The following is a 23,665-nucleotide window of genomic DNA, read 5'->3' on the forward strand; positions in this document are numbered from 1 at the left end:
AGGTGTTCGGAAAGGACGCGGCCGACGATCTTGTCGGTGCGGTCCACGAGAACGGTATCGGCCTGGGGAGCGGGGCGGGAACTCTGCCCCCACTTTTATCGATGAAGAGAACCTTTCGGTAGCACTGGAATTCAGACAAAAGTATCTCCGAAGTTAAACCCGGCGAGCTCCGGGAGCGTCATCCTGGCGATCATGAAGTAGATGATCAGGCCGGTGCCGTCCACAATCGTGGCGATCATCGGAGCCGACACCACCGCGGGATCGACCCGCATCTTCTGAAGCAGCGGTGGCAGGATCGAAGCCACGAATGACGACCACAACACGATGGCAACCACACTGAGTGACACCGTCACGGTGACCTGCGGGCCGACGCCGAGCGTCCAGGCGCGAATCACCGCGGCCAGGCCCATCACCACGCCGATAAGCACACCGGTAGATAGCTCCTTGACAACGATGGCCGGCACATCACGTAACCGGAGCTGGCTGGTGGCCATGGCCCGCACCAGGGTCGTAGTGATCTGGGTGCCCGTGTTGCCACCGGTGCCGATCAGCAATGGGATGAAGAAGGCAAGCGCGACAACGGTTTCCAACTCGTGTTCGAACGCACGCAGCACGGTCCCGGTGTAGGCCTCGGCGACGAACAGCACCAGTAGCCACACGATCCGCTTGCGCCACAGCAGAAACGGCGAAGCCCGCCGATAAGGCACCTCCAGCGGGGCCGAACCGCCCTGGCGCTCGGCGTCTTCGGTGGCCTGCTCCTCGGCAATACCGGCTGCGTCGTCTTCGGTCAGGATGCCGAGCAGTCGGCCGTCATCGTCGACAACGGGCAATGCGATCAACCGGTGATCGATCAAAGTCTGTGCCGCCACCTCTTCGTCTGTCAGCGGCGAGACAGTCAGCATCTCCGGTTCCATCAGATCGGCCACCACGCTGTCGGCCTGGGCGAGCATAAGGTTGCGGAACGGCACGACTCCGAGCAGGTGCTCGCCGGGTCCGGTTACGTAGATATAGGCTCCGCTGCGGGAATCGCTGCGCAGGTGCGATGCATGCTCGCGCACGGCGGCGATCGCGTCCCCGGCGGTCATCGTCGGTGCGACGGTAAGCGTCTCGGGCAGCATATGAGCGGCGGCTGACTCTGCCGGCCAACTCAACAGCCCGCGCAGCGTATCGGCCCGGGTCGACGGCAGCGCAGTCAGCAACTTGTCGCGCCCGTGGTCGTCCATCTGCCGAAGGATTCGTGTCGCGTGATCTGAATCGAGGGCGTCGATCATCGCGGCCGCCTTCGGGACCGCCATCGTCTCGAGCGCATCGGCGGCCAAGTCCGCGTCCATGCTGTCGATGACATCTGGTCCGGTTTCGCTGTCGAGCAATTCACCGAGCCGATGCCAGTCGGAGGAAGACAGTTTCGCCAGCTGACGTGCGCGCTCGACGACATCTTCCACCGCGTCGAGCCAGCTCTTGACCGCCTCAGGAGTCCCCGCCGCGAGGACCTGCCGGACGTTGATCGCTGGTGCTTGGTTCACGCCCGGAGCGCTCATCTGTCTCTCCTCAACACCGCGGCGAAGGCCATTATGCGAATGACAGCGCTAGCCTAATCGCCCAGGCAGCCACCGGCGCGTTCTGTGAGTGGATCACACATAGGGCGATCCGATACGGCTGCCGCACATGTGCTCTGACCCCAATCCCTCTGGCGCCCAGCATCTTTCGTGGCAATATTGATGGCGCCGTTGTTCTAGAAGTGTTGCGAATTGTTCCTCTGCGGTGACTATGTGGCGAAACGCCAGTCATCGGTGGGAAGTCGCCGAGCGTGAACCATCCCCTTGGGCGTGGTCGGGCTCATCGGAGTCGCTGGTGCGCTGCTGCGCAGTGCATGCGCGAACCCGAGAGATTGCGTAGAGCAGATAGGCCTAGCAGCGCAGGCCCGCGAACAGCCCCACCGCCCAGCCACGGCGGGTGACTGAGTCCAGACCGTCTACTTCGCCGGTAGTTGGGGCACGCGGTTGTCGTTATTGTCAGTGACGTAGACGGTGCCTGCGTTGTCTACCGCCACCCCCGTGGGATTCTGCAGGCCGGTCAACGGCCGGCTCGATCGGGGCCGTTCGACCCGGCCGGGCGCGCGGTTCACCAAACTCTCGAGGAAGGCGGCCATGACCTCCAAGATCGCCGTCCTGTTCGTCCACGGCGTGGAGATCAAGGATCCCCACTACGCCGACAACGCGATCAAACTGCTGCGCGCCGAGTACGCCCGCGCCTGCCGCGGGGCACAAGCCGCGGAGCTCGAGATCGAGGCAGCATTCTGGATCCCAGTGGTGGAGCCGGGTCTGGACAAAATCGTGCGCGCATCCTTCGGACCGGGCTTCACCGGATGGACGCGGCGACTCGATGATCTCGTCCACCGGATCAACAACAACTCATATCTCGCCATGCTGCCGCTGGTGGTATCGGGCCTGTTGGGCCGCGTTCCTGGGCTGTCCAAGGCGCACTGGCCGACGCTGCGCTGGGCTGTCACCTACTTTCTGGGCGACGTCATCGCCTATCAGATCGCCGAGGGCAGCGACGTCAACTACGAGGCCATCCACGCCCGGCTGGACGAGGCGTTGGCGGCCCTGGCCCAACGGGCCCCCGACGCACCGTTGTGCGTCATCGCGCACAGCCTGGGCACCGTCATCGCTTCGGACTACTTCTACGATTTGCAGAATTCAGCACGCAAGAAGTCCAAGAAATCAGCGCCCGCTTCGTCCGCTGCAGTGCAGCGTGGCGAGACCCTGACCTGGTTCTACACCTTGGGTAGCCCGATCGCGTTGTGGATGGTCCGCTACCCCAAGTTCGATGCGCCGATCAAACTCCCCGGTCGCACTCGCAGTGCCGCCGCACGCAAGGCGGCCCAGTGGGTGAACTTCCACGACCCCGACGACATCATCGCCTATCCACTGCGGACATTGAACGCGCATTACGCCGATGCGGTCGATAGCGACCAGGCGGTATCGGTGGGGCCACTAATTCTCGGCAACACCCCTGTCTCGCACGTCGCTTACTTGAATTCGCGAAAAGTCATGCGGCCCATCGCGCAACGCCTCGCCATGCTCTCCCGACCGACCAAGTAACCACACCCACGAACTTGTCAGTGCGTCGTCGCACCACTGATCGAGGTCGGGGCGTCCGGTTCGTTCCCCGTTGTGCTTCCGCCACTACGTGGTAGGCAAACTGTTAACCTCCTCGATGGACGGTCCCGGGAGGACGATGAGCACCGACACCGGCGTACGTACTGCCGTGGTCTTCGTGCACGGTCTGCTCGAGCGCCGGCCCATGGACACCTTCGACGACTTCGCCAAGACGGCGTTGCCCGCGAACGAAGGTTGGGAGTACTACTCCCAGCCCATCGAGATCACGGATTCCTACGAGGCGCGCCGCTACGTTGCGCCGTCGATCGGAGTCGAACTCTTCGAGTACGACTGGTCGTTTCTGATGACGAGCGCGCGGTACGCCGGATTCATGGCCGCGCTCGCACGGGTGTTCCTCCGCCGACCCCGCCATGTGCCCGACCAGTTGTTCGGCATCTGGCGCTTGGCCTGGCTGGCGCTGCTCGTCCCATTCACCGTGCTGGCGGGGCTGTTTGTGGTGGGTGGCTACTTCCTGCACACCGGGGTGGCCGGATGGATTATCGGGCTCGCCACCAGCGTGGTGGTTGTGACCATCGGGCTGGCCTTGCTCCGCACCGCGCCGCGCGCGTTGACCCGCAGCTTTCTCACGACCGGCTTCGTCAACGTCGCCCGTTACTTCGACCGCTTGCCGGAGTCCCATGCGGCCCGGCGGGCGATCCGGGGTGGGCTCGTCGACCTGTTGTACACGCTGCACCAAGGCCGCTACGCACGCATCGTCGTGGTGGGACACGGCATCGGCGGCTACATCGCCTACGACGCGCTGACAACACTGTGGGACGAAACGCACGAACTCCGCGCGGCACCGGCCGAGGGTCCTGGTGGCCTCGGATCGTTGGACGGCCTCGAGGCAGCCGTCGACCGGCTGGCGGCCGACGCGGACTCGCAGGGCGCACTCGATGACTTCCAGGCCATGCAGTTCGGCCTGTGGCAGGACGTTCGGGCGCAGGGAAACCCTTGGCGAATAACAGATTTCGTTACGGTTGGCACACCGATGGCGCTGGCCGACCTGTTCGTAGCCCGCCCGCCGATTCTCGGCGGTCTCAGCCCCTCCGACGGTCGGCGGCGCGAGTTGTTCGACAGGCTGATCCGCAGGGGTGTGGTGGTCAGTTGCCCACCTCGGTCGGAGGCGTTACCTGTCGACGCTGTAGGGGACGGGCCGGCGAGCTACGGCGCGCGAGGTGTGCTGGGAGCGCAGTCCCCGTTCGCCGTGACCCGCTGGACCAACATCTGGTTTCCGGTGCGCCGAGGCAGCGTCCGCGGTGACTGGTTTGGCGGTGTACTTCGCCCGTTGTTCGGACCGGGCATCCGCGAGATCGCGGTCAGCGGTAACCGGCCCGAACGGCTACGCCCGGGGGCGGCGCACACCCAGTACTTCAAGCACCCCGATCGCGACGCCGAGGGCGACGTCGCGTTCCATCTCCGCGAAGTTCTTGGCCTCGAGGATCATTCGGGTCTCGACGCCTCGATGGCCGCACCTGAGCCCGATCCCGCGACGGTCGGTCGGGTCGTTTACCGGTCATGGCAGCGCAGTATGTGACTTTTCACGACGACCGCTATTAACAGGAGGCATGATGGTCGAATTACCCCGGGGCGCCGAAGAGTTCGGCGGGGTCATCAACCCGTTGCTGCCCGATTCCACTCCGGTCAGGCCGTCGATCGACTACCCGCCCTCCGGTGCTCCCAATGTCGTGGTCGTGCTACTTGATGATGTCGGATTCGGCGCGGCGTCCACGTTCGGTGGACCGGTTCCGACGCCGGCGTTGGACCGCGTCGCCCGAACCGGCCTGCGCTACAACCAGTTCCACACAACCGCGCTGTGTTCTCCGACCCGAGCCGCGCTGCTGACCGGGCGCAACCACCACAGCGTGCACATGGGCGCCATCTGCGAGATCGCCTATGGATTCCCGGGCTACGACAGCGTGATTCCGCAGAGCACCGCCACCATCGCGCAGATTCTGCGGATGAACGGCTACAACACCGCGCTGTTCGGCAAGGCGCACTTCACCCCGACTTGGGAGATCGGCCCCGCCGGCCCGTTCGATCGCTGGCCCACCGGACTGGGATTCGAACGCTTCTATGGCTTCCTGGGCGGCGAAACCTCCCAGTACGATCCGGCGCTCTACGACCAGACCGCCCCCGTCGAGCCGTCCCTTGGCCGCGATGACTACCACCTCACCGAGGATCTCGCCGACAAGGCGATCGAGTGGATCCGGCTGCAGAAGACGTCAGCGCCCGACAAGCCGTTCTTCCTTTATTTCGCGCCAGGCGCGACGCACAGTCCCCACCACGTGTGGCCCGAGTGGTCGGATCGTTTCGCCGGACGATTCGACGACGGCTGGGACAGGTTGCGCGAGCAGATATACGCCCGCCAGATCGAGATGGGCATCATTCCCGCCGGCACGCGACTGACCCCGCGACCCGAACAGATACCCGCGTGGGCGGACTACGACGACCGCTACAAGCCGGTCGCGCGGCGCCTGATGGAGGTCTACGCCGGTTTCCTGGCCCACACCGACGCCCAGATCGGCCGGATCGTCGACGCGATAGACGGGTTAGGGCAGTGGGACGACACGTTGTTCATCTACGTGTGCGGTGATAACGGCGCCTCAGGGGAAGGGACGCTACACGGCGCCTGGAGCTGCCCGACGTTTCAAAACGGGCTGCCCGAGGATCCCGAGTGGCTACTTGAGCACATGGCCGATTTCGGTACGGCCCGGTGCGAGAACCACTACAACGTCGGCTGGGCCTGGGCACTCGACGCGCCTTTTCAGTGGATGAAGCAGGTGGCATCCCATTTCGGGGGTACCCGCAACGGACTGGCCATCTCGTGGCCGCGGGGGATTAGCGCGGCAGGGCAGCAGCGCAGCCAGTTTCACCACATCATCGACATCGTTCCCACGATCCTGGAGGCAACCGGCATCGATATGCCAACGCGCGTCAACGGCATCGAGCAGAAGCCGATCGAAGGTGTCAGCATGCGGTACTCGTTCGACGACGCAGACGCGGACAGCCGCCGAACCACGCAGTATTTCGAGATATTCGGCAATCGCGCCGTCTACCACCAGGGGTGGATCGCGTCCTGCTTCCATGGCCGGCTGCCCTGGGTCCGTACCCACGGTTGCCCGTTCGGCGATACCGAGCGCTGGGAGCTCTATCGCGTCGCCGACGATTTCAGCCAGGGCGTGGACCTCGCCGAGCAGTATCCCGACAAGCTCGCCGAGTTGAAGGCCATTTTTGACGCCGAGGCCCGCAAATACGACGTCTACCCGCTCAGTGACACCGCGCTGACCCGTGCGCTGCCCGCCAACCGGCCGAGCCTCCTGGGCGACCGCAACTCGGTCACCTACTTCGCCGATCACGTGCGCATCCCCGAAGCGGCCACGCTGAGCTATACCAGCACGTCATTCCAACTACGGGCACAGTTGCAGATACCGCCGGGCGGTGCACAAGGCGTGGTGATCTGCATAGGCGGGGTGATGTCCGGATGGACACTGTACCTGTACGAGGGCATTCCGCACTTTGCCTACAACTATCTTGGTCACGAGCTCACGACAGTGGCGGCGGCCGCGCCGCTGCCGGAAGGCCCTGTCGCCCTTGGCCTTTCGTTCGACTACGACGGCGGCGGACTAGGGAAGGGTGCCGCGGTGTTCCTACAGGTCAACGACGCCGTGGTGGCCAGCGGCCGGATCGAGCGCACGGTTCCATTCCGGTTCTCGATGAGCGGCGAAACACTGGACGTTGGCGTCGACACCGGCTCACCGGTCGCGCCGTACGGACACGGTTTCCGGTTCACAGGTCGTATCGACCGAATCGACGCCACCGTCCGCCCGCAGTCCGCGGATTTGGCCGCGGCGATCGCCGAGGCGGAGATGCGTGCGGCGCTGGGCGCGCAATAGCTGAACGGGTACGACGGATTGTTAGCCTCTGCCGGTGATCACCATGTGGAGCAGCCTTGTCCCACTGATTTTGGGTTGCGCGCTGGAACCGATCGAGATGGTGATCACGATCATGCTGCTGGGCACGCCCTCGCATCTCCGGGCGGCATCGGCGTGGGTCGCCGGGCATGTCGGCACGCGCCTGCTTCAGGGCCTCATTTTCGGCACGATTCTGCACTGGGGAGCCCGTAGCGCCGACCCGAATCACGGGCGCCACTGGATCGTGTCGACCGTCCTTTTGGTGGTGGCCCTGCTATTTCTGGTCACCGCGATGCGAGAGCTTTTCAGCGGCGACGATCCCAATGCGCCACCGCCGAAATGGATGACCATGCTGACGTCGGCGACGCCCACCAAGGCCTTCTTCATCGGCACGGGCGTCATGACGGTCTCGGTGAAGTCTTGGGTCTTCACGCTGGCTGCGATCGGTGTGATCGGCAACGCCGGGATGGAGCGGGCTGCCAACGTCGTCACCTACATCGTCTTTGTGGTGCTTGCCACCGGCGGGAATCTGCTCATCGTCGGTCTGGCAGCAGTTTTCCCGCAACGGTCACGCTCCGCGCTGGATCGAGTCTTGCGTTGGCTGCAAGGCAACGACCGACCCATCATGATCGTGGTGGGGGTGGGGTTTGGGATTTGGTTCGGGGTCAAAGCCCTGCACGGCTTCGGGACTCTGTAAAAGCCGCACGTGACTGACCTTCATCGGTTGTGCCGGGATCTGGGTTATCGGGCACTGGCAACCATGTCCGCCGGTTTAGATGTGTTCGTGGGGTGCAGCTGCGGGACTAGTCCGCGTGGCTAAGAATCGCGCCAACAACTTTGGCGAGCCCCTCGATGCTCTCTCTTTTCATAAGTGAACCGCCCAGCCGCGGGTTTATCTCGAATATTACCGGGCGACCGTCGACAAGTTTAAAATTCACGTTACAGGGGCCGGTGAAGTTCAAGCTTTTCATGATTTGCGAAAACAGCAACATCACTTCATCGCTTTGCTTCGATCTCTTAAAGTCAATTGGGCTGCGGAACCGCCGGATCTCCGCGGGTCCCCGCATTCGATACTCGAAAGAATACTCCTCGAGTATCTCACCCGATTTGCACACCAAGTGAGTTACATATTCAAGCTCTCCACTAATGAGCTCTTGAACCTGATAAGGATGTTCACGGAACAGTGGATCACGCAGATGCGACACAAGCTCTTTGGTGTCGTGTGCGATTCTGACGCCATCTCCTGCGTAGAGGTCGAGCCTCTTGACGACACAAGGAAAACGCACCGCTTCTCCCTCGCGAAACACGGCAGGTAGATAATCCTGGAATCCAGAGCGGGTGAGAAAGTCATGCAGTTTGTTCTTATCGGAAATTGTCACGATGAGATCCCGCGGAGAAGTTAGATGGCGGAAACCTCCGGGTATTGTTGTGATGTGCTCCTCCATCAAAGGTATGATGACGGTATTGGCTCGTTTTTCATCGTTCCATGAGGACAAGTCACTCTTCTCGTGTAACAGCTGAACGCTCTTAACTGGAATTACTTTCTTCCAAAGCCGGGCCCGAGGGCCGAGTGCAAACATCCAATCGAGGCTATGTTTTCCGTAAATTGCTACGTGATTTTCCCGGTCTTTCAAGTGCAAATCCGCTGTTTGGTTGATATTTTCGCGGCCGGGCTTCGACCAAGGCGCACCGTTGATCTTGAGCTTTCGGGAAACCACGTTCGCCATCGGCGGGAGCTCCTTGTCTCGCAGCGTGTGACTGTTAGGTTAGGCTAACCTAGACTACGCGGCGACGGTGAGGCAACTGCTGTAAGCGGCGCGGGGAAGCGTGAGAACGTACGACAGCACCGTGGGCTCCACGCGTTGGTAGTAGCGCCTCGCGGTGGTACCGCCCGCGACTCACAGATGAGCGTCAGCGCCGAGGATGGGGACGGTCATCGTTCGTTCATCGACAATGATCCAGAATCGACGAGAATCAGTGAGGGTTATTCGACGGTTTTTATGACCCTAACTCGTTGTTGCACAAGGGTTTACTGGTTCTTCGGCCGTCGAAGAGATCGCCCACAGCGATGCCATCATCGGCGTAGACACGGACGGCACCGGACTATTCAACGGCGGGTCATTAACCTGCGCTGAGCCCGCGGCCGACGGGGGCAAAGGAGTCGGGGTTGGCGACGTCCCAATCCGACCGCCAGCTGGGCGGTGCATGGTTCAGCAGTTCTCCAGGCGTCAGCCATTCGTAAAGCTCGGCGTAGGAGCGCTGCTCGGTGGGCGATAGACGCTTGCGCAGCATGTGCGTGTTGAGCATCGACGGGTCGGAGACACCCATCGAGCCCATCATGCGCATTGCCTGGGCGACGGTGGCCCGCTGGTATCGGTACACGCGTTCGCTTTTGTCGGCGACATCGAGGGCTCGGGCCCGATACGGATCCTGGGTCGCGACGCCGACCGGGCAGTGGTTGGTATGGCATCGCTGGGATTGGATGCAGCCCGTCGCCATCATCATCGATCGGGCCGAGTTGGTGTAATCCGCGCCCTGGATCAGGCGCTTGATGATGTCGTTGCCGGAGGCGACTTTGCCGCTCGCGCCTATTCGTATCCTGTCGCGTAGGCCCGCTCCCACCAATGCGTTGTGGACTGTCATCAGTCCGTCGGTGAGCGGAAGACCAATGTTGTCTTCGTATTCCAGCGGCGCCGCGGCGGTTCCACCTTCGGCGCCGTCGACGATGATGAAGTCGGGCGTCACCCCTTCGGCCAGCATCGCCTTGCAGACTGCCAGCACGTCGACCCGGGAGCCGACGCACAGTTTGAAGCCCACCGGTTTCCCGTAGGTGAGTTCACGCAGCCGCGCCACGAAGAGGATCAGCTCACGCGGGGAGTGAAACGCCGAATGCGCTGCCGGACTGACGCACTTCTCGCCGGCGGGCACACCTCGGTAGCGGGCGATCTCCTCGCTGACCTTTGCGGCGGGCAGCACACCGCCGATGCCGGGCTTGGCGCCTTGGCTCAACTTGATCGAGACGCACTTGACAAGATCATGAGCGGCTTTGTCCGCGAACTGGTCCGGATCGAACGCGCCGTCACTGGTGCGGGTTCCGAAATAGCCGGAGCCGATCTCCCAAATCACGTCGGCGCCACCGAGATGATAGGGCGTGAGCCCACCTTCGCCGGTGTCGTGGGCGAACCCACCCTTGCGGGCACCGTTGTTCAGCGCACGAAGGGCGTTGGCCGACAGCGCGCCGAAGCTCATCGCCGAAACATTCATCAGAGCCATGTCATACGGTCGCGCACAATCCGGTCCACCGATTCGCACCCGGAACGGCTCGTCGGGGGGCTCGACCGGGCGCGCCGAGTGCACCAGATACTCGTAGCCGACCGCGTCGATATCGCGCTCGGTTCCGAAAGCCAATTCGGCGGCAGTACCTTTGGCCCGCTCGTAGATCAACGATCGGACGTCGCGGTCGAAAGGGCGGCCGTCGAAGTTGCGCTCGATAAAGTACTGCTGCATCTCGGGGCGCAGTGCCTCCAACAAGAACCGCAGATGCCCCAGGACCGGGTAGTTTCGCAACACCGAGTGCTTGCGCTGGACGAGGTCGTAGATACCCACGGCCGCAATGGCCCCGATCACGACAGCGGGGATCCACCAGCCCCACGGCCCCATGACAGCCAACGGCACAAATGCCCCCGCGAGAGCTGTCAACAATGCGACGCAGACAAACCGGATCAATGCAGCCCACCTTTCGCGGCGCAGTCTTTCCGCGAATGTTAGGCGCACAGCGCGGCGAGGTGGCGATCCGAGTTCGGTTTCAACTGGGGGAGTCGGACGTTGTGGTCAACCTGGGGACGGTACATCGTCGCGATGGCGGGTCCGGTTTCCGCCGGCGCGCTTCGCGTCGTACATGGCGGCATCTGCAGCGCCAACGAGGCCATCGATGAGGCTCCGATCAACGTCGGTGTCCAGTGGCGCGCTGGCGGTACCGATGCTGGCGGTGATCTGCATCGGAAGACCGGCAATGGCTTGGCAAAGCCGCTCGGCCATGGCGGCGGGATTGGTCACATTATCGATGTCAGCGATGACGAACTCTTCGCCGCCGGCCCGGCCGATCACCGCGGTGGCACGGCAGTGATCCCGGAGCGTGGCGCTGACGTCGACCAACGCTCGATCGCCCGCCGCATGGCCCTGGGCGTCGTTGAGTTGCTTGAAGTTGTCCAGGTCGACCATGGCAACCACCAGGTATTTGCCTGCCGCGCCTTGATAGCGCATCAGCAGTTCGTAGGCCGAGTGGTAGAAGGAGCGGCGGTTCAGCAGGCCGGTGAGCGAATCGCGGTCGGAGCTGCGCAGATCAGTTCTCAAGCTATGCACCAGCGAATGGATTCCGAAAGGCACGCCGATATTGAGCGCTCCCACAGTGATGAGGGATGCCGCCACCAGCGACAGGTCTCCGGTGGCGGCGGCGAGTCGTCCGGCCAGGATCGCTGAACAGGCCACGGCCACAGCCAGATTGCTGGCCAAGAGTTTGGTGGTGTGGAAGTAGGCGATGTATCCGCCGATCACGGCGAAGATGTGGCACCCCTCTAATCCCGCGTACGGGTTGGACTGCGCCAGGCAGATCGCGGCGATCGAGGCACTGCCCATCAGGCAGAGCAGGAATGACTGTCTGCGGGTGGGCCATCGTCTCAGCCAGAGGCTTGCGCTGATGGCACCGGATGCTGCCGCGAAGATCGACAGCCACACAGTGCCGATGTGATTAGGCCCGGCCGGACTCCCGAGCATCAGGATCGGCAGCGCCGCCAGCAGTATCGTGCAGCCGAATGTCGCTGCCCGCCATTGTGTTTCGAGATTACGATCTTCCAGGTAGGCGCTGAACCAGTCGAACTGATCGGACTGCTGCCACCATCGGCGTGTCCACTGAACCATTGCCTACCTCCGCGCCTTACGAACCGAGGGCGCCCCCCTGCCGTGAGCTTGCTCGGCCATCGCGTCGGTATCTATTTGCGGACACGATACATCGTCAAATTGGCGGCCGCGCATCCACGAGCACAGCGGCCGGCCAGAGCAAGTCAGCCGTGCGGAACAGGTCGTCGTCGAACTACGTAGCATGTTGGACTCGACCGACCATCGAAAAGTTCTGTGGTACAAGGCTTATCGCAACCATATGGTTAAGTCGGGGCTTCGAGCCCATAAGGAACATTCAGAAGAGTTGCGCCCTGGGAGCGGTGGCCGTTTAGAGAGGTGCGCGATGAGGATGAGCAGGGCGCCTTGGGGGCGAGCCATGATCGTATTGGCGGCCGCTACGATTGTCACTGGCGCCGCCGTTGTCGGCGGGCGGGTTTTGATGAGTCCCGCTGTGGGAGAAGCACCTGCAGTGGTTCCGGTAGACACATCTAAGCCGTGGCAACCGTTACCAGCCCGACGGGATTGCAGTGCGCGATGTGGAGCAGCCTGGGAGATACGGCGGCATTCTGTTTCGGAGCCATTCCTGGACTCGATCATCCAGCAAACCAGGTCTACGCGGGGGACCACAGGTCAGCTTTCGACCAGGGCGCGCCCCCCGACTCCGACAAGCTCAATGGGAAGCCCCTGGCATCGGGCGAGAAGGTGATACTGGGTGCCGGGGGACCTGATGGGCGGTGACCAGATCAGGTGCGGTGTTCAAAATGTTCTCGTCGCGTGCATATTGATTGAAGGATTCAGCCAAAACCACGGCGACGACACCGCGCAACGGCACGGCTTCGTCCTCAATTCCCAACGCAGTTGGACGTTTTGAGCTTCACTGCGGCCGCTTCTTAGCAAGCGGGCGAGAGGCTCGGTGACGCGCTGACCATGCGAAAGACCCCGTACCGACGCCTGGATGCGCGGTAAGTCCTGATTAGGCCGTACGGTGGGGTAGGTGATTGAACCTTTCGCACCTGATGCCCGTGACTAACGCCTCTATTTGCACCGTGCTGCGCGAGCGCGCCGGGCTGCAGCCCGATGACACAGCGTTCACATTTATCGATTACGAGCAGGACGGGGCCGGCATTGCAGCAAGTCTGACCTGGTTGCAGCTGTATCGGCGAACGCTGAGCGTCGCAGCCGAGCTCAGGCTCCGCGCGTCGGCCGGTGACCGGGCGGTGATATTGGCACCGCAAGGACTTGATTACATCGCCGCGTTCCTCGGCGCATTGCAGGCCGGACTGATCGCAGTTCCCCTTTCCGTTCCGCTCGGTGGCGCCAGCGATGACCGCGTCAGCTCAGTGCTGCGTGACGCGTCGCCGTCTGTCGTCCTCACCACGTCCGGTGTCGTAGGCCCGGTTGTCGAGGCTGTCATGTCGGGCTCCGACGCAGCTGCTCCGCGAGTCGTCGAGCTTGATCTGCTGGACTATGATTCGCCGACGAGATCCGGAAGCGGACGCGAGAATCACAGCGGCACAGCGTATTTGCAATACACATCCGGCTCGACGCGTCAGCCCGCCGGTGTCATGGTGACGCACCAAAACGTGATGTCCAATCTCGGGCAGTTAATCTCTGACACGTTCGAGAATCACGGTAAGTTTGCGCCGCCGCAGACCACGGTCGTCTCATGGCTGCCCTTCTATCACGACCTGGGCCTGATCTGCGGCATAGCTTTTCCGATAGTCGCGGGACTGCGGACCGTACTGATGAGCCCGGCGGCTTTCCTGGAGAAACCAGCCCGCTGGATGCAGGCGGTAGCCAGCAACACCCAGACGTACACGGGGGCGCCGAACTTCGCCTATGAACTGGCCGCGCGGCGCACCACCGACGAGGACATGGCCGGGCTCGACTTAGCGGACGTCCACACGTTCGCGTTCGGCGCCGAACGAGTCCACGCGGCTACGATCAGGAGGTTCACCAAGCGGTTCGCCCGCTTCAACCTCCGCGATACGGCGTTGCGGCCGGGGTACGGCCTCGCGGAGGCGACGGTCTACGCGACGTCGAACCCGCCGGGGCGGCCAGTGACGATTGCCCGATTCGACTACGAGCAGCTGTCGGCCAGCAGGGCGAAGCCGTGCGGCGACGAAGACGGTGTCGAACTGGTCAGCTGCGGCGTACCCCGTGCGGCGACGGTGCGGATCGTCGACCCCGAGACCCGCGTGGAGAATTCGGCAGGCACGGTGGGGGAGGTCTGGATGCACGGCGACAACGTCGCCGACGGCTACTGGCAAGATCCCCAAGCGTCGGAGCAGACATTCGGAGGGAAGTTGGTCGATCCGTCGCCGGGCACCCCGCACGAGCTCTGGCTGAAGACCGGAGATTTAGGCTTCCTCTCCGACGGCGAGTTGTTCATCATCGGGCGCATCAAGGACCTGTTGATCATGTACGGCCGCAACCATTCTCCAGATGACATCGAGGCGACGATCCAGGAGATCACCGGAGGCCGTTGTGCGGCGATCGCGGTTCCGGATCATCACACCGAGAAGCTGGTTGTCATCATCGAATTCAAGAAGCGGGGCGACTCCCACGAGGACGCGATGGACAAGCTCGAACTCGTCAAGCGTGAATCGACCTCGGCGATATCTAACTCGCACGGGATAAGCGTCGCGGACCTCGTTGTCGTAGGTCCCGGCTCGATTCCCATCACCACGAGCGGCAAGGTGAGGCGGGCAGCGTGTGTCGAGCAGTACCGAAGAGACGATTTCGTACGCTTGGACGCCTAGGCGCACCGACTCGGGCTAGCTGGTGATTCCAGCCAGTTCGTGTGCCACCGCATCGAAGGCCCGCAGCGTGTCCAACAGCATCTGCGGGTCCCCAGCATCCGACTGGGCAGATAACTTGGCGGCCACCACCTCCGCGGTGCGGTCGACGTAGATCATCTGGCCACACATCCCCTGGCACAACACGACGTTGCTGCCCGGGTAGGGAAACCACACTTGGTTGCGGTACATCCCGCCGGGCATTTGGGTGTCGTCGGGGCTGGCGGCGAACGCCTGACGCGAGTCGGGCCCGCCGTCGAGAGTGTCGGCGATCCACGCCACCGGCACCACCTGCTGGCCGGTCAACGAGACACCGTCGCGCAAGAACAGCGACCCGAACCGGATCATGTCGGTCAGACAGGCGCTGATGCCGCCGTCGAACAGTCCGGTGCCGTCTTTGTCTACGCCGATGTTCGCGTCGCATTGGGCGCCGATGCGGCTCCACAGCAGTTCCGACATCAGTTCGGGCATCCGCTGGCCGCCAGCGACCTCGCAGATCCAGCCGAGCACGTCGGTTTCGCACGAGCGATATTCGAACGGGCCGCCGTGCGCCGACTTCTGCCGCAATGTCAGCAGGAAGTCACGCAGCGTGGCGGGGCCCTCCGGACTGCTCCGGGGTGCCCAGCCCATCGACTCGTCGAGCACGTGTATCTCCGCGGTCGGGTGAAGGTAATTGTCCGAGAAGGCGATACCCGACCTCATGTCCAGCAGGTTGCGCACCGTCGCACCGTCGTAGCCGCAATTCGCCAGGGCGGGAACGTATTTCGTGACTGGCGCGTCGAGTTCGATCGCCCCGGCCCCGTGCAGTGCGCCTACCACCGCGGCCACCAGCGACTTGCTGACCGAGAAGAGCAGGTGCCGGGTCTGCGTAGCCATGCCGCCGAGGTACTCCTCGGCCACCAGCGAACCGCGGTAGGCGACGGCCCACCCGTCGGTAGCGGTGCTGGCCATCACCGCGCCCACGGTGGTGGCCACCCCCTCGGTGCCGGTTACCGGGATCTCGGCCAGCGGAGCAGTGGCCGCGGGCAACACGGCGACCGGCCCGGTGCCGCGCGAGATCACCGCGGTCGGCACGAAGTCTTCGACGTGTTGGAAGGACCACTGCGAATACGGCGCCGACAGCCAGTTGTCCAGTGAGATGCCGGCCGGGGCGCTCACGCTCACGCGCGCGCGACGAGCCGCGAGACAATCGGCGCGGCCGCCACCAGGGGCGTCGAGACAAACTTCGCTTTCATGCCCTTGACCCAGCGCCGACAGCGCTCGCTGAGCTGATAGTCGTCGGTCTGTAGGTGTGAGCGGGTGACGAGCACGCCGAGTTGGGCGCCCTCGGAACGTAAGTCGCCCGGCGCCGCGACTCGCATGTAAAAGGCCTCGGACCCGTCGAGCAGCGTGGCCCAGTCGTTGGCGGACCGCGCAAAGGAGACGCGCCCGTCGTCGTCGATGCGCCATACGCCGGTGCGTGGCGTCGCGGTGAAGATTTCAAGATCCGGCGACGTCTCCGTGATGATCACCTGGCCCCATACCTCGTCCTCGCCATAGCCGCGCTCCCAGCGCGCGTTGATCTCATCGATGTCGAGTTCGTACTCCACGTCCATGTACTCAAGCAGGTGGAAGAGAAACAGCGGCATGTCCGCGTAGGCCTCGGTGGTCAGGTTCGTCATGGGGCTGGCGCCACTCAGGCGCGGATTCACCTCGCCGAGATAGAGCTCGTCGGTGTCGAGGTCATGCAGAAGGTCCACCTCGAAGTAGCCGCGGAAACCCTCGCGGCGCATGACATCGCCCAGCTTTCCCACCATTTCTCGCGCGGCGTGCGTCTGTGCGGGGGGCAGCACCTCGCGCCAGATGTCATTGCCGCACCAGCTGCCCCTGTGCGGAGTCAGCTCCGAATAACCGACGAGACTGGTCATTGCGGGGCCAATCACGGTGCCGTGGCGGGTCACGGCGCCCTCGAGGCACACCTCCACATTGCGGATCCGCTTCATGACCTTGAGTTCCTGCCCGACCAGGTCGTCGGCGCATTTGTCCCAGTCGCCCTGACCGTGCACAAAGAACGTCCCGCTGCCGGCGTTGCCGTAAGCGATCGAGATGACAAGGTCATCTCCTAATCCGGCGTTTTGTGCGAGCGCCAGCAATTCGTCGTACGAACCGGCCCGCCCGATCGTGTTAGGCACGCTCGGCACGCCCGCGTCGTTGGCCAGGCGCGTCATGACGATCTTGGAGCCCAGGCGCTGGCGCACCTCGATCGGCGGGTGCATGACCTCGAGACCCGCCTGCCGCGCGAGGCCCTGGATTTCCTCGTTCAGCATCACGAAGCAGGCCTTGCCACCGGGACCTCGACCCCCGATGAAGTCGAGCGTCTCGGGATCGGACAGCAGGTGGCTGCAGACCTCGTCCATGGAGTCAAAATCACGTCGGTCGCGTCGCCGGGGCACGAATACGCGCGAATGTGTGCCCTCGAAAGAGTCAAAGTAGGTGAGGTAGAAGAAGTTTCGTATCCAGCGGTCAACACCTAGCAGGTTGAACGGGGTCGGAGAGATGAAGTAGAGCGGCACGGTGTTGTTGTGAAAGAACGCCCGTACGTCCGAAAGTCCGTTCAGCACGCGGTGTGGCTCGGGCACGGTCACGCCAGCCGCGCTGTCGTCGTCGCCCGGGTCCGGCGCAGGGACGGCGGCGGGGGAGCAGCAGTTGGCGCGGCGTCGATGAGCTGACATACCTTCATTCGACAAGTGTGCGCCCTATCCGTGCCCCGTGTCGAAGTGAAGGGTGCCTGAACGCCGACCGGGCAGGGCCAAAAATCTCCGCAGGTCAGACCGGCGTTTACCGGCAACCAGGGGCGAACTTGCGGTGATCCGTTTGTTCGGAAGATGTTGTAGCGCAACATAACTCGCGGGCTATGGGGAGTGGGTACAATCTGGCAAACGCGGCGCCCGCTCGGCCGATTGGTCAAGCAGGCACCGCGCAAGCTGGTCTTTACAGCGGGATCCAAACGCCGAAGAAGTCGATGCCCCATTGGTTGAATCCGGGATCCCACCTCGGTGTTTGTTGGTAACCGAAGTAGTTGATCGGACCATCGTTCCATCGCCCGCCGGGCGGCGGAAGGGGTCGGTTGTAGGCCGGCCTTGGTGGCTCACCCGGGCCCCAGGGCCCTTGCCCGTTCCCCCAGGGGGCTCCCTGGAAGTAGCCATGTTGCGCGTCTCCATGCCACGGGCCGTTGCCGCCCGGTCCGCCTGGTCCGCCTGGTCCGCCGAATTGTCCGGGCCCACCGGGGCCGCGTGCGCCTGGTCCGCCTGGCCCACCCGGTCCGCCCGGTCCACCGAATTGACCTGGTCCGCCGGGGCCGTGTGCGCCGGGCCCAGCCGGTCCGCCCGGTCCACCGGGGCCCTGTGCGCCGGGTCCGCCTGGTCCGCCGGGGCCCTGTGCGCCGGGTCCGCCCGGTCCGCCCGGACCGTGTGCGCCAGGCCCACCCGGGGTCCCGCCGCCGGGTTCGCCGGGGGCGCTCGGAGCCAGGGGCGGCGTGAGCGGAGCTGCATCGGCAAAACCGACTCCGACACCCAATGCCGCCGCGCCAAGCGCGCCAGCACTGGCTACCCCTCCAGCCAGTTGCTTCAATTTCATCGTCTTGCACCTATCTACTCGTGAAATCATCGAATAACCGCTAGAGGCCAGACAGCCCCCCGATGGGCCCGGTTCGATCGGCCAACGTCCGTATTGAATGCCATTGGGGCACAAAAATTTCCAATTGGCTCTGGCCTCTGAGTGCATCTCGCGGTCAAGAACCGAGATCGCGGCCTACGTACAGCGAGTCTTGCAGAAGTCGATGACGCAAATCGGTCACGCGCGCAACTGTGCTCCTACTGCGACGTTGCCGAGACCATTTCGCCCATGCATGTCCGCGAGGCGAGTCCTGAGCTACCGCGCCAGGTGCCGGTCGGTCCATTGCCCTGGCGGGGGCGGCGGGCGCTCCAGGCTGCTGCTAACTTTCCTGGGGTGACGTTCTCAGCTGCTTGTCCAGTCGCGCGGTGGATCGCCCCCTTCCTCACGGTTGCGGCGGTAGCCGCCACCGGTGTTCTTGCCAATCCGGTGCAGGTCCGCCCCGCTCCGGCGGTGCGGTTGGCGAGCGACGGGGATCCGCTGGCCGGTGCGCCGTTCTACGTGAATCCCAATTCGGCGGCCATGCGCGCCGCGCAGAGCGCCGATCCGCCGAACCCTCAGTTGAGCGCCATCGCCAACACGCCGCAGGCGTACTGGATCGTTCCGGGCGGTTCGGCGGCCACGGTCGGGAAGTACACCGGCGACGCGGCGGCCGCCGGCGCGATCCCGGTTCTGACGATTTATGGAATCCCGCACCGCGACTGTGGCAGCTTCGCTGCCGGTGGCATGGGGTCGGCCGACGACTACCGCGGGTGGATCGACGGCATCGCAGCCGGCGTGGGAGCGTCGCGGGTCGCGATCGTCGTCGAACCCGATGCACTCGCGATGGCCGACTGTCTTTCGGGTGATCAGCGCCAAGAACGCTACGACTTGATTCGCTACGCCGTCGACACCCTGACCCGGGATCCGAACGCGGCGGTGTACGTGGATGCCGGTCACTTGCGCTGGCACAGCGCCGAGGACATGGCCGCTCGGCTCAACCAGGCCGGTGTCGGCCACGCGCGGGGTTTTAGCGTCAACACCGCGAACTTCTTCACCACCGGGGACGAAATCGGTTACGGGGAAGCAATTTCGGGGCTCACGAATGGGTCGCACTACGTGGTCGACACGTCACGTAACGGTGCCGGGCCAGCGCCCGACGCCGAGCTCAACTGGTGCAACCCCAGCGGCCGGGCGCTGGGCACTCCGCCTACGGCGGCCACCGGGGGCGCGCATGCCGACGCCTACTTGTGGATCAAACGGCCCGGTGAATCCGACGGATCATGCGGCAAGGGTGATCCGCCGGCGGGGAACTTCGTGAGTCAGTACGCCATCGAGCTGGCCCGCAACGCAGGCCAGTAGGCGCCAACGCCGCCATCGGCAGGCCCGCTATCGTCTGCTGGTGGCCATATCTACTCCCTCGAGCGCAGCGCTCGCGGCGATGCTGACGATAACCGCGTGCGCAACAGCGCCCCACGGCGCCGCCGACCCGACACCCTCACAATCGCCGTTCCCGACCGGAAAATCCGGCACCTCGATCCACGTCACGGAGTACAGCAGCGCGACCGCCGACGTCACGCTCAACAACGCGAACTGGGTCTCCGGCTGCTCAGGCAGCGGGGGCTGCAACGTCATCGAACTGACCATCGTCGGCAAATCCGACGCACCATTCAGTTACAGCCAGACCTCCATCACAGCCGCCTCGTCCCCATGGCGGCAAGACCCGTATCGCGACATTCAGGGTGGCTCGTCGACCGTGGACTACCAGACGATCAACAAGACGCCGCCCCTGCGTTCGGGCACCGTCACCAACGGCCAAACCGCGCACGGGTTCATCGGCTACGACGCCAACGTGGGCCAGGGCGATGTCTACATCGAGTTCAACGACCCCAACGCCCCGGCGGCGCCCACGCCGTTAGCAGGCTGGAAGGTCCACACTTAGCGTGGAGACCGGCGGCTCACCACATCAGGAGTCCGTAAAGGTCCCCTGCGATCGGCTGGCCGCGATTGTAATGTCTGCCTATGCACGCAGCGGACATCGCCGAGGACTTCCCGGTGATCACCATCGACGCGGAAGCGATCGTGGCCGTCCGCATGATCGCCGAACAAACCCTGCCCGGGATATTGGTCGTTGATGCATCCGGCGGACCCTTCGCCGTGCTCCCCGCCTCACAGGTGGTTCGGTTTATCGTGCCCCGCTACGTGCAGGACGATCCGGTGCTGGCCGGAGTGCTGAGCGAAACGGTTGCCGACCACATCGCCGAGCGCCTGAGCGGCAAGGCGGTCGGTGCGATGTTGCCGGACCACTTGGTCGATGTGCCGCCCGCTCAGTTCGACGACACCGTCCTAGAGGTGGCTGCGAAGATGGCGCGACTACGTACACCGCTGATCCCGGTGGTCAAGCAGGGGAGATTGCTGGGTGTGATTACGGCGTCCCGACTGCTAGCCGCGGTGCTGAAGTCGTGATCGCTGGTTGGCGGTATGCGGCGGGGCACCGCGTGCACGCTCGGCGGCGGTGCAGAGGATGACTACCGTTTACGCCATTTACGCGACCACGATATTCGTGGTCGCCTTCGTATTGATCGCCTCTGATCGCCTCAACAAGACGCTGGTGGCCCTGGGTGGCGCAACGGCCATGTTCGTACTGCCCGTGATCAATTCGCATGAAGTCTTCTATTCAGAAGAAACCGGGGTCGACTGGGACGTCATATTTTTGCTTCTGGGGATGATGATCATCGTCAGCGTGGTGCGGCAGACTGGCGTGTTCGAATACGTGGCAATCTCGGCGGCCAAGCGCGCCAAGGGCTCTCCGCTGCGGATCATGATCTTCCTGTTGCTGGTGACCGCCATCGGATCGGCCTTCCTGGACAACGTCACCACTGTGTTGTTGATCGCACCCGTCACGTTGCTGGTCTGCGAGCGGCTGGGGATCAGTCCCGCACCATTTCTGATCGCCGAGGCATTTGCAGCCAACATCGGCGGCGCCGCGACGCTGGTCGGCGATCCGACCTCGATCATCATCGGCACCGGAGCCGGTCTGAGTTTCGTCTCTTTCCTGGCCAACATGACGCCGGTGGTAATCGTCGTCCTGGGTGCTTTGGTGGTGCTTTTGCCTCGGTTGTTTCCTGACGCGTTCGCCGTTGATGACAAGCGGATAGCCGATGTCATGTCGCTGGACGAGAGTGAAGCGATCCGCGATCGTCGATTGTTGATTCAGTGCGGGATCGTCTTGCTCTTGGTGTTCGCCGGTTTCGTCACCCATAAGCAAATCCACATGGAACCGTCACTGGTGGCGATGACCGGCGCGGGCCTCCTCATCGTGATCTCCGGCTTGGGCCGCGAGTTCTACCTGTCAAGTGTCGAGTGGGAGACGCTGCTGTTCTTTGCCGGGTTGTTCGTGATGGTCGGCGCGCTGGTGAGGACGGGCGTGATAGATAAAGTCGCTCACGCCGCTGGCGATGCGATCGGCAGCAGTCCACTGATGGCGACCATGGTGATTCTCGGTGCGTCCTTCCTTGTCAGCGGCTTCGTGAACAACGTCCCCTATGCGGCCACGATGACACCGATCGTCGGTCAGTTTGCCTCGTCGATGCACGGCCTCCACAACGACGTCCTGTGGTGGGCCCTCATCTCCGGCACCGTTATGGGGGGCAACCTCACAGCCGTCGGGGCGAGCGCCAACGTCGTTGTGATGGGGATTGCCGGGCGCGCCGGCCATCCAGTCTCTTTTGGGGAGTTCACCCGAAAGGGGGCGGTACTGACCGCGGTTTCGCTGCTGATCTCCGTTGGCTATCTCTGGGTGCGCTACTTCCTGCTTGCGTAGCTGTGCTACCGGACCGCGGCCACCTTGGCGTTAAAATGCTTGCCCCGCAAGCTTCTCCGAGGGAGCCGTCTTCGTGTCCGTGTGGATCAGCGCCATTACCTTTTCGTAGCGTCGGATAACGGCGTCGCGATCTCCTGCGTCGGGCACGGTATCCATGTTTAGCTTCCGAATGGCCTCGGCTTGGCGCATCAGCACGGTTCGCCGGGAACGGTCGGGCGTTTGTTCGACGATCTTCGCCAGTGCTTCGAGTTGCCGAATCATGATCGCGGGCATGCCGGCTGCTGCCTGTCGGATTGTGTCGAACGCACGCTGCACGAGCCGTTCAAAGTCCGGCTGGTAGGCGATCACGCGTATCTCTCCGTCGGCGTCACGCCGGATACGTTGTGGATGCCATGAACGGGAGATCTGACACAGTGCGTCGGCGATCCAGTCGACACAAGTCATTCCTGTGACCGTGTCGTTGACCGCGGGTGACAGCGCACGCAGGGCGATCTCGACCAACTGATCGACACCGAACGAAATGTCCTGAGGAAGCGTCCGGTACGCGCCGGCGATATGGCCCGTAGCGAGACTTTTTTCGACAGCGGCGACCGCGCTGGCGGGCCACACGCGTGCCATTACCTGACCTACGACAAAGAAATGCCCTGGACGATAGGGTAATTCGACAACCGCGCCGGCCTTCGAAGCGACCTTCACCAGTCTCTCCATACGAATCACCTGCAGGTAGCCGCTGCGCGGGGTGCGGATCGGGGCACCAGACTCTGCCAACCGCGCCAACAATTCCTCCGAGGACGGGCCGCACTCCAACCCACTGGCGGGTACGGCCCCTCGAGCCTCGGCCGCAATCTCGGCGTACAGAGTCCTGGCGACGCTTGCGATGACAACCGGAAGCTGAATCATCGTGGCGACGTGGTTGAGGAAGTAGATCAGCACGGCCACGTTCGCCAGGGTCAGCGTCAGGGCCACGGTGATCGACAGGTGCGGCACAAAGTCACCGTGCTCGCCACCCCCGACCGATACCAGCGTGATCATTGCGTAGCAGAACGTGGCAACGAAAGCCCCCAGCGCTACCTGCGTTCCGACGTCGCGGACGCAGTTGCGCAACATTCTCGGCCCAAATTGAGTCGAGGCAAGCGTCAGGACCACGATGGTGATCGAAAAGACGATGCCAATGACCGTTATGACCGCCGCGGCAATTGTGGTCAGGATGACTCGGGCGGTATCGGCGGTGCCGTTGAGCACCCACGCTGGGAAATGAATCAGTCCATCATAGTAAGCGCGGTCCGCGGTATAGGTGCCGACGAATAAGATTGATATGCCTACGGTTTCAATCACCGGAACGACCCATAGATTGGTCCGCAGGGCTTCCCGCCGCCAATCGGCTTCCAGGTACGCGTGACCAAACATCACAACACGACCGTGGATTGCATCAGCGCCGCGCTA

Annotated in this window: 17 protein-coding genes and 1 pseudogene; 9 read left to right on the forward strand and 9 right to left on the reverse strand. The window is 63.5% G+C overall.

Features of this window, described 5'->3' with window-relative positions; translation table 11 throughout:
- Positions 1 to 131: 131 nt before the first annotated feature.
- Together mgtE and MNAB215_RS30845 are read right to left on the reverse strand one after the other, a co-directional pair.
- Positions 132 to 1,538, reverse strand: coding sequence for a magnesium transporter (mgtE, locus tag MNAB215_RS20765; RefSeq protein ID WP_077080475.1), 1,407 nt, complete (start codon positions 1,536 to 1,538; stop codon positions 132 to 134).
- 437 nt (positions 1,539 to 1,975) lie between these two features.
- A pseudogene (locus tag MNAB215_RS30845) lies at positions 1,976 to 2,080 on the reverse strand (hypothetical protein); the annotation flags it as partial.
- Positions 2,081 to 2,147: 67 nt separating this feature from the next.
- Between MNAB215_RS30845 and MNAB215_RS20775 the strand changes: the two are divergent.
- From MNAB215_RS20775 to MNAB215_RS20790, 4 genes are all read left to right on the forward strand, one after another.
- A complete protein-coding gene (locus MNAB215_RS20775; protein WP_077080476.1) occupies positions 2,148 to 3,104 on the forward strand; it encodes a hypothetical protein in 957 nt (318 codons plus the stop codon).
- 136 nt (positions 3,105 to 3,240) lie between these two features.
- Entirely contained in the window at positions 3,241 to 4,698 is a 1,458-nt protein-coding gene (locus MNAB215_RS20780) for a hypothetical protein (protein ID WP_077080477.1), read from the forward strand.
- A gap of 34 nt (positions 4,699 to 4,732) precedes the next feature.
- Positions 4,733 to 7,057: an arylsulfatase gene (locus MNAB215_RS20785; protein WP_077082198.1), complete on the forward strand. Its 2,325-nt coding sequence runs from the start codon at positions 4,733 to 4,735 to the stop codon at positions 7,055 to 7,057.
- Positions 7,058 to 7,100: 43 nt separating this feature from the next.
- Positions 7,101 to 7,772 carry a GAP family protein gene (locus MNAB215_RS20790; RefSeq protein ID WP_083746344.1) on the forward strand — a complete coding sequence of 224 codons (672 nt, stop codon included), beginning with the start codon at positions 7,101 to 7,103 and terminating at the stop codon, positions 7,770 to 7,772.
- Between the two features lie 106 nt (positions 7,773 to 7,878).
- Here the strand turns inward: MNAB215_RS20790 and MNAB215_RS20795 are convergent, their stop codons facing one another.
- The 3 genes from MNAB215_RS20795 to MNAB215_RS20805 form a co-directional block, all read right to left on the reverse strand.
- On the reverse strand, positions 7,879 to 8,802 hold the full coding sequence (locus tag MNAB215_RS20795) for an ATP-grasp domain-containing protein (protein WP_083746189.1): 924 nt from the start codon (positions 8,800 to 8,802) through the stop codon (positions 7,879 to 7,881).
- 394 nt (positions 8,803 to 9,196) lie between these two features.
- On the reverse strand, positions 9,197 to 10,801 hold the full coding sequence (locus tag MNAB215_RS20800; protein WP_077080480.1) for an FMN-binding glutamate synthase family protein: 1,605 nt from the start codon (positions 10,799 to 10,801) through the stop codon (positions 9,197 to 9,199).
- Positions 10,802 to 10,906: 105 nt separating this feature from the next.
- The gene (locus tag MNAB215_RS20805) at positions 10,907 to 11,992 is read right to left on the reverse strand and encodes a GGDEF domain-containing protein (RefSeq protein WP_077080481.1); all 1,086 of its coding nucleotides are present in this window, start codon (positions 11,990 to 11,992) and stop codon (positions 10,907 to 10,909) included.
- A 1,001-nt stretch (positions 11,993 to 12,993) separates the two neighbouring features.
- On the opposite strand from MNAB215_RS20805, the gene MNAB215_RS20810 reads away from it, so the two are divergent.
- Positions 12,994 to 14,733, forward strand: a complete 1,740-nt coding sequence (locus tag MNAB215_RS20810) for an AMP-binding protein (RefSeq protein ID WP_217348964.1) — start codon at positions 12,994 to 12,996, stop codon at positions 14,731 to 14,733.
- A gap of 15 nt (positions 14,734 to 14,748) precedes the next feature.
- On the opposite strand, the gene MNAB215_RS20815 is transcribed toward MNAB215_RS20810, so the two are convergent.
- The 3 genes from MNAB215_RS20815 to MNAB215_RS20825 form a co-directional block, all read right to left on the reverse strand.
- Complete coding sequence (locus MNAB215_RS20815; protein WP_077080483.1) at positions 14,749 to 15,933, reverse strand: serine hydrolase domain-containing protein; 1,185 nt, start codon at positions 15,931 to 15,933, stop codon at positions 14,749 to 14,751.
- Positions 15,930 to 17,480, reverse strand: a complete 1,551-nt coding sequence (locus MNAB215_RS20820) for a biotin carboxylase (protein WP_245830366.1) — start codon at positions 17,478 to 17,480, stop codon at positions 15,930 to 15,932. The genes MNAB215_RS20815 and MNAB215_RS20820 overlap by 4 nt, the downstream gene beginning before the upstream one ends.
- Positions 17,481 to 17,739: 259 nt before the next feature.
- Entirely contained in the window at positions 17,740 to 18,384 is a 645-nt protein-coding gene (locus tag MNAB215_RS20825; protein ID WP_077080485.1) for a chitin-binding protein, read from the reverse strand.
- Positions 18,385 to 18,756: 372 nt separating this feature from the next.
- Between MNAB215_RS20825 and MNAB215_RS20830 the strand changes: the two genes are divergently transcribed.
- The 4 genes from MNAB215_RS20830 (at position 18,757) to MNAB215_RS20845 (ending at position 22,222) form a co-directional block, all read left to right on the forward strand.
- Positions 18,757 to 19,761 carry a glycoside hydrolase family 6 protein gene (locus tag MNAB215_RS20830; RefSeq protein WP_077080486.1) on the forward strand — a complete coding sequence of 335 codons (1,005 nt, stop codon included), beginning with the start codon at positions 18,757 to 18,759 and terminating at the stop codon, positions 19,759 to 19,761.
- Positions 19,762 to 19,840: 79 nt separating this feature from the next.
- Positions 19,841 to 20,341: a DUF4352 domain-containing protein gene (locus tag MNAB215_RS20835; RefSeq protein WP_077080487.1), complete on the forward strand. Its 501-nt coding sequence runs from the start codon at positions 19,841 to 19,843 to the stop codon at positions 20,339 to 20,341.
- Positions 20,342 to 20,421: 80 nt separating this feature from the next.
- A complete protein-coding gene (locus MNAB215_RS20840) occupies positions 20,422 to 20,865 on the forward strand; it encodes a CBS domain-containing protein (protein ID WP_077080488.1) in 444 nt (147 codons plus the stop codon).
- 58 nt (positions 20,866 to 20,923) lie between these two features.
- On the forward strand, positions 20,924 to 22,222 hold the full coding sequence (locus MNAB215_RS20845; RefSeq protein WP_077080489.1) for an ArsB/NhaD family transporter: 1,299 nt from the start codon (positions 20,924 to 20,926) through the stop codon (positions 22,220 to 22,222).
- Between the two features lie 30 nt (positions 22,223 to 22,252).
- Here the strand turns inward: MNAB215_RS20845 and MNAB215_RS20850 are convergent, their stop codons facing one another.
- On the reverse strand, positions 22,253 to 23,629 hold the full coding sequence (locus MNAB215_RS20850) for a DUF2254 domain-containing protein (RefSeq protein ID WP_077080490.1): 1,377 nt from the start codon (positions 23,627 to 23,629) through the stop codon (positions 22,253 to 22,255).
- Positions 23,630 to 23,665: the final 36 nt, after the last annotated feature.

This window comes from Mycobacterium numidiamassiliense (assembly GCF_900157365.1).
In the GTDB taxonomy this organism is placed as follows: domain Bacteria; phylum Actinomycetota; class Actinomycetes; order Mycobacteriales; family Mycobacteriaceae; genus Mycobacterium; species Mycobacterium numidiamassiliense.

Bases quoted from the DNA above. Each gene is read 5' to 3' on its own strand.
- mgtE (WP_077080475.1), bottom strand. From the start codon at position 1,538: ATGAGCGCTCCGGGCGTGAACCAAGCACCAGCGATCAACGTCCGGCAG.
- MNAB215_RS20775 (WP_077080476.1), top strand. From the start codon at position 2,148: ATGACCTCCAAGATCGCCGTCCTGTTCGTCCACGGCGTGGAGATCAAG.
- MNAB215_RS20780 (WP_077080477.1), top strand. From the start codon at position 3,241: ATGAGCACCGACACCGGCGTACGTACTGCCGTGGTCTTCGTGCACGGT.
- MNAB215_RS20785 (WP_077082198.1), top strand. From the start codon at position 4,733: ATGGTCGAATTACCCCGGGGCGCCGAAGAGTTCGGCGGGGTCATCAAC.
- MNAB215_RS20790 (WP_083746344.1), top strand. From the start codon at position 7,101: ATGTGGAGCAGCCTTGTCCCACTGATTTTGGGTTGCGCGCTGGAACCG.
- MNAB215_RS20795 (WP_083746189.1), bottom strand. From the start codon at position 8,802: ATGGCGAACGTGGTTTCCCGAAAGCTCAAGATCAACGGTGCGCCTTGG.
- MNAB215_RS20805 (WP_077080481.1), bottom strand. From the start codon at position 11,992: ATGGTTCAGTGGACACGCCGATGGTGGCAGCAGTCCGATCAGTTCGAC.
- MNAB215_RS20820 (WP_245830366.1), bottom strand. From the start codon at position 17,480: ATGTCAGCTCATCGACGCCGCGCCAACTGCTGCTCCCCCGCCGCCGTC.
- MNAB215_RS20825 (WP_077080485.1), bottom strand. From the start codon at position 18,384: ATGAAATTGAAGCAACTGGCTGGAGGGGTAGCCAGTGCTGGCGCGCTT.
- MNAB215_RS20835 (WP_077080487.1), top strand. From the start codon at position 19,841: ATGCTGACGATAACCGCGTGCGCAACAGCGCCCCACGGCGCCGCCGAC.
- MNAB215_RS20840 (WP_077080488.1), top strand. From the start codon at position 20,422: ATGCACGCAGCGGACATCGCCGAGGACTTCCCGGTGATCACCATCGAC.
- MNAB215_RS20845 (WP_077080489.1), top strand. From the start codon at position 20,924: ATGACTACCGTTTACGCCATTTACGCGACCACGATATTCGTGGTCGCC.
- MNAB215_RS20850 (WP_077080490.1), bottom strand. From the start codon at position 23,629: ATGTTTGGTCACGCGTACCTGGAAGCCGATTGGCGGCGGGAAGCCCTG.